The sequence below is a fragment of the Arenimonas sp. genome (assembly GCF_019459675.1).
In the GTDB taxonomy this organism is placed as follows: domain Bacteria; phylum Pseudomonadota; class Gammaproteobacteria; order Xanthomonadales; family Xanthomonadaceae; genus Arenimonas.
Genome location: NZ_JAIBFH010000461.1, coordinates 1 through 5,400 on the forward strand (window position 1 = coordinate 1; position 5,400 = coordinate 5,400).

The 5,400-nt window shown below is 66.3% G+C and carries 4 protein-coding genes; 3 read left to right on the forward strand and 1 reads right to left on the reverse strand.

Translation table 11 applies throughout. From position 1 onward, the window contains the following. On the forward strand, positions 1–1,147 hold a 1,147-nt coding region (locus K0M70_RS15140), incomplete at its 5' end, for a YCF48-related protein (protein WP_290783353.1). Positions 1,148–1,157: 10 nt separating this feature from the next. After that, positions 1,158–3,653: an MMPL family transporter gene (locus K0M70_RS15145; RefSeq protein ID WP_290783355.1), complete on the forward strand. Its 2,496-nt coding sequence runs from the start codon at positions 1,158–1,160 to the stop codon at positions 3,651–3,653. Positions 3,654–3,736: 83 nt separating this feature from the next. Here K0M70_RS15145 and K0M70_RS15150 read toward each other — a convergent pair whose 3' ends face one another. Then, a complete protein-coding gene (locus K0M70_RS15150) occupies positions 3,737–4,624 on the reverse strand; it encodes a DMT family transporter (protein ID WP_290783357.1) in 888 nt (295 codons plus the stop codon). 134 nt (positions 4,625–4,758) lie between these two features. Between K0M70_RS15150 and K0M70_RS15155 the strand changes: the two genes are divergently transcribed. Then, complete coding sequence (locus tag K0M70_RS15155; RefSeq protein ID WP_290783359.1) at positions 4,759–5,259, forward strand: hypothetical protein; 501 nt, start codon at positions 4,759–4,761, stop codon at positions 5,257–5,259. Positions 5,260–5,400 lie beyond the last annotated feature (141 nt).

Genomic DNA, 5,400 nt, shown 5'->3' on the forward strand with positions numbered 1-5,400 from the left:
GGCCCTGCCTATTGGGGCCCTGGCGCCCGCGGCCGCTCCCGTGGCACCTGGGCCACCCGCCGCAAAAACCCCCCATGACCCCCCCCCCATTACGGCGCCGGACCCCGCCGCCACGGCGGCCACCGACCCCGCGCTGCTCGACGCCGAGATGATGCCTCGCGCCAGCCGCTCACTGCTTCTTGATTCCGTACGCACCAGCGCGGGCTACTTCGCCGTGGGCGAGCGCGGCCACGTGCTGTCGTCCGACGACGGCGTGAACTGGCGCCAGGCGGCCGTGCCCACCCGCGCCACGCTGACCACCATCGCCAGCGTTGACGGCATTCTCTGGGCCGCCGGCCACGACGGCGTGATCGTGCACTCCACCGACGGCGGCCAGAGCTGGATCCGCCGCCGCGCCGCGCCCTGGAGCTACGACATCGTTGACCCGAGCGAAGGCGTTCCGGTGATGGACCTGCTGTTCACCGACGCCAGCAACGGCTTCGCGATCGGCGCCTACAGCCTGATGCTGGTGACGTCCGACGGTGGCGTCACCTGGACGCCGCGAACCATTTCGTCGCTGGGTCCCGCTGCGGCCGACGAGCCGGAGCCCGCGCCCGAGGATGGCGCCGAGCCTGCCGCCCCCGAGGCCGAAGACTGGACCTTCAGCGACGAGGACCTGGCCCTGGACGCCGAGTCCGACCCGCACCTCAACGCCATCGCCCGCGCCGGTTCAGGCGCGCTGGTGATCGCCGGCGAGCGCGGCACCTTCTTGCGCTCGCGTGACGGCGGCGAGTCCTGGACCAGCAAGCGCCTTCCCTACGAAGGCTCCATGTTCGGCGTGCTGTCCTGGCAGGACGACCACATCCTGGTCTACGGCCTGCGCGGGAACGTCTATGAGTCGCGCGACCTGGGCGACAGCTGGACCCGCGTCGAGACCGGCATCACCACCAGCCTGATGGGTGGTTATGCGCTTGAAAATGGCGGTGCGGTGCTGGTGGGTGCCAATGGCGCCATCCTGTCCCGCCCCGACGCCGACTCGCCCTTTACCGCGACCGCTTTCGAGACCGCTTCGGGTGAAACGCCGCTGCTTTCGGGCGTGGTGCCCGTGGACGGCGCCGGCTACCTCGTGATCGGCGACAAGGGTGCCGACCTGTACCGCCCGCAGTGACGGAGTATCAATGAGCCTTCCCAACGCCCAGCCCGGTCCGTTCGCCCGCTTTGCCGAGACCCTCGTCTTCGGAAACCGGCCGCTCGTCCTCATCGTGTTCGTCGCCATCACGGTGGCGATGCTGTTCTTCGCCAGCCAGCTCAAGGTGGACGCCGGATTCAAGAAGCAGATTCCGCTGCAGCACGAGTACATGCAGACCTTCCAGGACTACGAACTGGAGTTCGGCGGTGCGAACCGCGTGCTGGTGGCCGTGATTGCCAAAGACGGCGACATGTTCGACCAGGACTTCCTCAAGACCCTGGAAAACGTTACCAACGAGGTGATCAACCTCGACTCCACCGACGACGCCCGGTCGCGCTCGCTTTTCACGCCGAACGTGCGCTTCATCGAAGTGGTGGAAGACGGCCTCTCCGGCGGCAACGTCATCCCGCAAACCTATACGCCCAGCCTCGAGGGCTTCACCTCGACGCCCGAGGATTTCCAGGTCATCCGCGGCAACATCGTCAAGGCGAACATCGTCGGCCGGCTGGTGGCCAAGGACTGGTCGGGCGCCATGATCTGGGCCGACCTGATCCCCGAGAGCAGCGTCAACAAAGTCGATTACCAAGAGGTGGCCCGCCAGTTCGAGGCCATCCGCACCAAGTATGAGGACGAGAACCACACCGTCCACATCATCGGCTTCGCCAAGGCGGTGGGCGACATCAGCGACGGCGCCCGCTCCGTGGTGAAGTTCTTCGCGCTCACCATTGCTTTCACCTGGCTGCTGCTTTTCCTGTACTCCACTTCCGTGAAGCTTGCCTCGCTTACGGTGCTGGCGGCCCTGGTGTCGGTGGTGTGGATGCTGGGAGCGCTCAAGCTCATGGGGTTCGGCATCGACCCGATGAACATGCTCACGCCCTTCCTGATATTTGCCATTGCCGTGAGCCATGGCGAGCAGATGATCAACCGGTTCCGCGGCGAAATCTTCTTCGGTGGCCTGGAAGAGGGCACCGTGGATGAGCTGCGCGCGCGCGGCAAGTTCGCGGTGGAGCCGCTGGAGGCTGCGCGGCTGTCGTTCCGGATGCTGCTGGTGCCGGGTATCGTGGCGCTGCTGGCCGGCTGCATCGGCTTCGCAGCCATCATGGTCATTCCCATCGACATGGTGCGCGAACTTGCCATCACCGCCACCGTGGGCGTGGCGCTGACCATCCTCACCAACCTGGTGCTGCTGCCGGTGCTGCTGAGCTACACGCGCCTGCGAAACCTGGACCGCAAGCGCGAGTTCCGCCTGCGCCAGCTCACCCGGTTCGACCGGGTCTGGGCGGCGCTTTCGGTGCTGGCCCGGCCGGCTCCGGCGGCCATCGTCATTGTCTTTGGTGCGGTGATCTGGTTCTTCGCCTGGCAGCACGGCAACAAGGTGATGATCGGCGACGCCCAGAAGGGCCTGGCTGAACTGCGCCCGGACGCACGCTACAACCAGGACGCGGTGCTGATCGCCAGCAAGTTCTCCTTGGGTGTGGACATCCTCACCGTCATCGCCGAGTCCGGCCCGTCGGCCTGCACCTCCAGCTTCGCGGCCATGGAACTGGTGGACCGGTTCGCCTGGCACATGGAGAACGTGGAGGGCGTGGAGCAGGTGATCACGCTGCCATCGGCCGCAAAGCTTGTGAACGCCGGCTGGAACGATGGTTCGGTCCGTTGGCGCATGCTGCCGCGCGACCCGGACACGCTGCGCCAGGTCACCCAGAGTTTCGAGACTGACTCGGGCTTGCTCAACGCCGACTGCAGCGCGATACCGATCACCATCTTCACTTCCGACCACCAGTCCACCACCATTGACCGTGTGGTGGCCGCGGTGAAGGAGTTCCGCACGGCGAACAACGCCTTCGTGCCCGGCAACCTGCAGCTGAAGTTGGCGGCCGAAGCGGCCGAGAACCCGGACTTCGCCTCCGACCAGGTGAACCTGCGCCTGGCCACGGGCAACGTGGGCGTGATGGCCGCCACCAACGACACCGTCCGCGACAAAGAGCACATGATGTTGTACCTGCTCTACGCGGCGGTGTTTGCGATGTGCTGGATCAGCTTCCGCAGCCCGCTGGCGGCGCTGTGCGTGCTGCTGCCCCTGGTTCTGGTGACCGAACTGGGCCACTCGCTGATGGTGGAACTGGCCATCGGCCTGAAGGTCAACACCCTTGCGGTGGTGGCGCTGGGCGTGGGCATTGGCGTGGACTACGGCATCTACATTTTCGCCCGCATGCGCGAGTCAATGCTGCAGGGACGCACGCTGTCCGAGAGCTACTTCGTGGCGCTCAAGACCACCGGCATCGCCATTTTCTACACGGCGCTGACCCTGGCCGTTGGCGTGGCGATGTGGATCTTCTCGGACCTGAAGTTCCAGGCCGACATGGGCATCATGCTGACCTTCATGTTCATCGTGAACATGGTGGCCGCCATCATCTTCCTGCCGGCCCTGTGCCGCTGGCTGCTGCGCCCCCGCGAGAAGGACACTTGGGTCCCGAAGCTCTGACGCTTCCCCGATTTGGCAAACGGAAGAGCGGGCTACGGCCCGCTTTTCTTTTTGCGGGGTCTGGCAATCGCAGGCCGGACGTTTCAGAGCTCTTCGGCGAGCGGTGCGGTGCGGGACTTGGCCTGGCTGCGCAGCGCGATCACCAGGATGCCGCCCAGCACCATCGCGCCGCCCAGCCAGAGCTTGGGACCCGGCGTGTCGCCGTGGAAAGCGATGCCCAGGCCCATCGCCAGCAGCGGCGTCAGCAGCAGCCAGGGCATGACCGTGGTGACGGGGTGGCGCTGGATCAGCGAGTAGTAGATGCCGTGGCCCACCAGCGATGCGGCCACCGCCGCGTAGGCGATGCCAAACCACGGCACCCAGCCCAGGGTCTTGAGCGAGGCGAAGCCGCCGGGCTCCAGCCACAGGCTGAGCCCCAGCAGCGGGCCGACGCCGATCACGGCGGTCCAGGCCTGCATGCCGTAGCGAGTGACGCCGCCGAGGTCGCGCATCAGCACCGTACCCAGGGCCAGGAAGAAAGCCGATGCCAGCATCATGAACAGTGAGGCCGGGTTGGCCAGCACCAGCGGATCAAAGCCCAGCACCAGCACGCCACCGAAGCTCAGCGCCACCGCCGCGCCCGTGCGCCAGCCGAAGCGCTCGCCCAGCACGCTCCAGGCCAGCAGCACCGACATGGGCACATAGCTCTGCATGACGATGGCCGGCGACGACAGGTTGCCGGCCAGCTTCAGCGCCCAGAAGCTCAGCCCGAAGTGCATCACGCCCACGCACAGCGAAATCAAAAGCAGGCGCGGCCACTGGCCTTTCGCCGGCCTGCGAAGGAAGGCCAGCAGCAGCAACGCCAGCAGGGCCAGCCTCAGCCCGGTGAACAGCAGCGGCGGCATGTCCCGCAGCGCCAGCGCCGAGGTCAGGAAGTTGCCGGCCCAGACTAGGCACACCAGAAGGGCCAACAGAAGGTCACGCAGCGGCATGGCGGGCATCGGGGTGGGCGGCTGGTGATTATCCGCCACATCGCCGCGTGCCCGGTCAACGGGTTGCCGCTGGCGGCAGCCTGGTGCAAAGTCATCGGGCTACAGCGACATCCAAATTCAATAGGGGAAAAGCAATGGAACAGTTGGCTGCCTTTGGGGGCATGATCCTGGTGGTGCTTGCGGTGATGGTCGTGTTGGGCCTGCTGCTCGGCGGCTTGGTGCTGAAGGTGACGGTGCGCCTGCTGCAGGGCTTCTCGCCCAGCTTCGGCAAGTCGGTGCTGGTGGTGTTCCTGGCGGGCGTGGCGGGCTTCGTGGTCAACATCGTGCTCAGCATGGTGATGGGTGTAGGCAGCAACATGGCGATGGCGGGCGCTGACGAGGCCGCGATGGCCGGCGCCATGATGGCTTCGCTGGGGGCGATGGCCATCAGCCTGTTGGCCAGCCTGTTCATTACGGCGCTGTTCGTGAACCTGATGATCCAGCAGCCCACGGGCCAGCCGATCGGCTACGGCCGGTCCTGCCTGATCTCGCTGCTGTACCTGGTGGTGATGGTGGTGATCGGCATCGTGGCCAGCATCGTCCTGGCCCTGGTGGTCGGCATCGGTGCGGCTGGCTTGGCCAGCGTCGCGGGCTGAAGCCGGCAGCAAAGCCGCGGGTGCTCCGGCGCCCTCGGCTTTTTTTTTGGTTCTTCACCCAAGTGCGTATACGGGCGTGGCGCCGGCCCCACCGCGAAGGCGAGGGTCACTTCCTGCTCATGGCACGGCCTTTTAAATCGC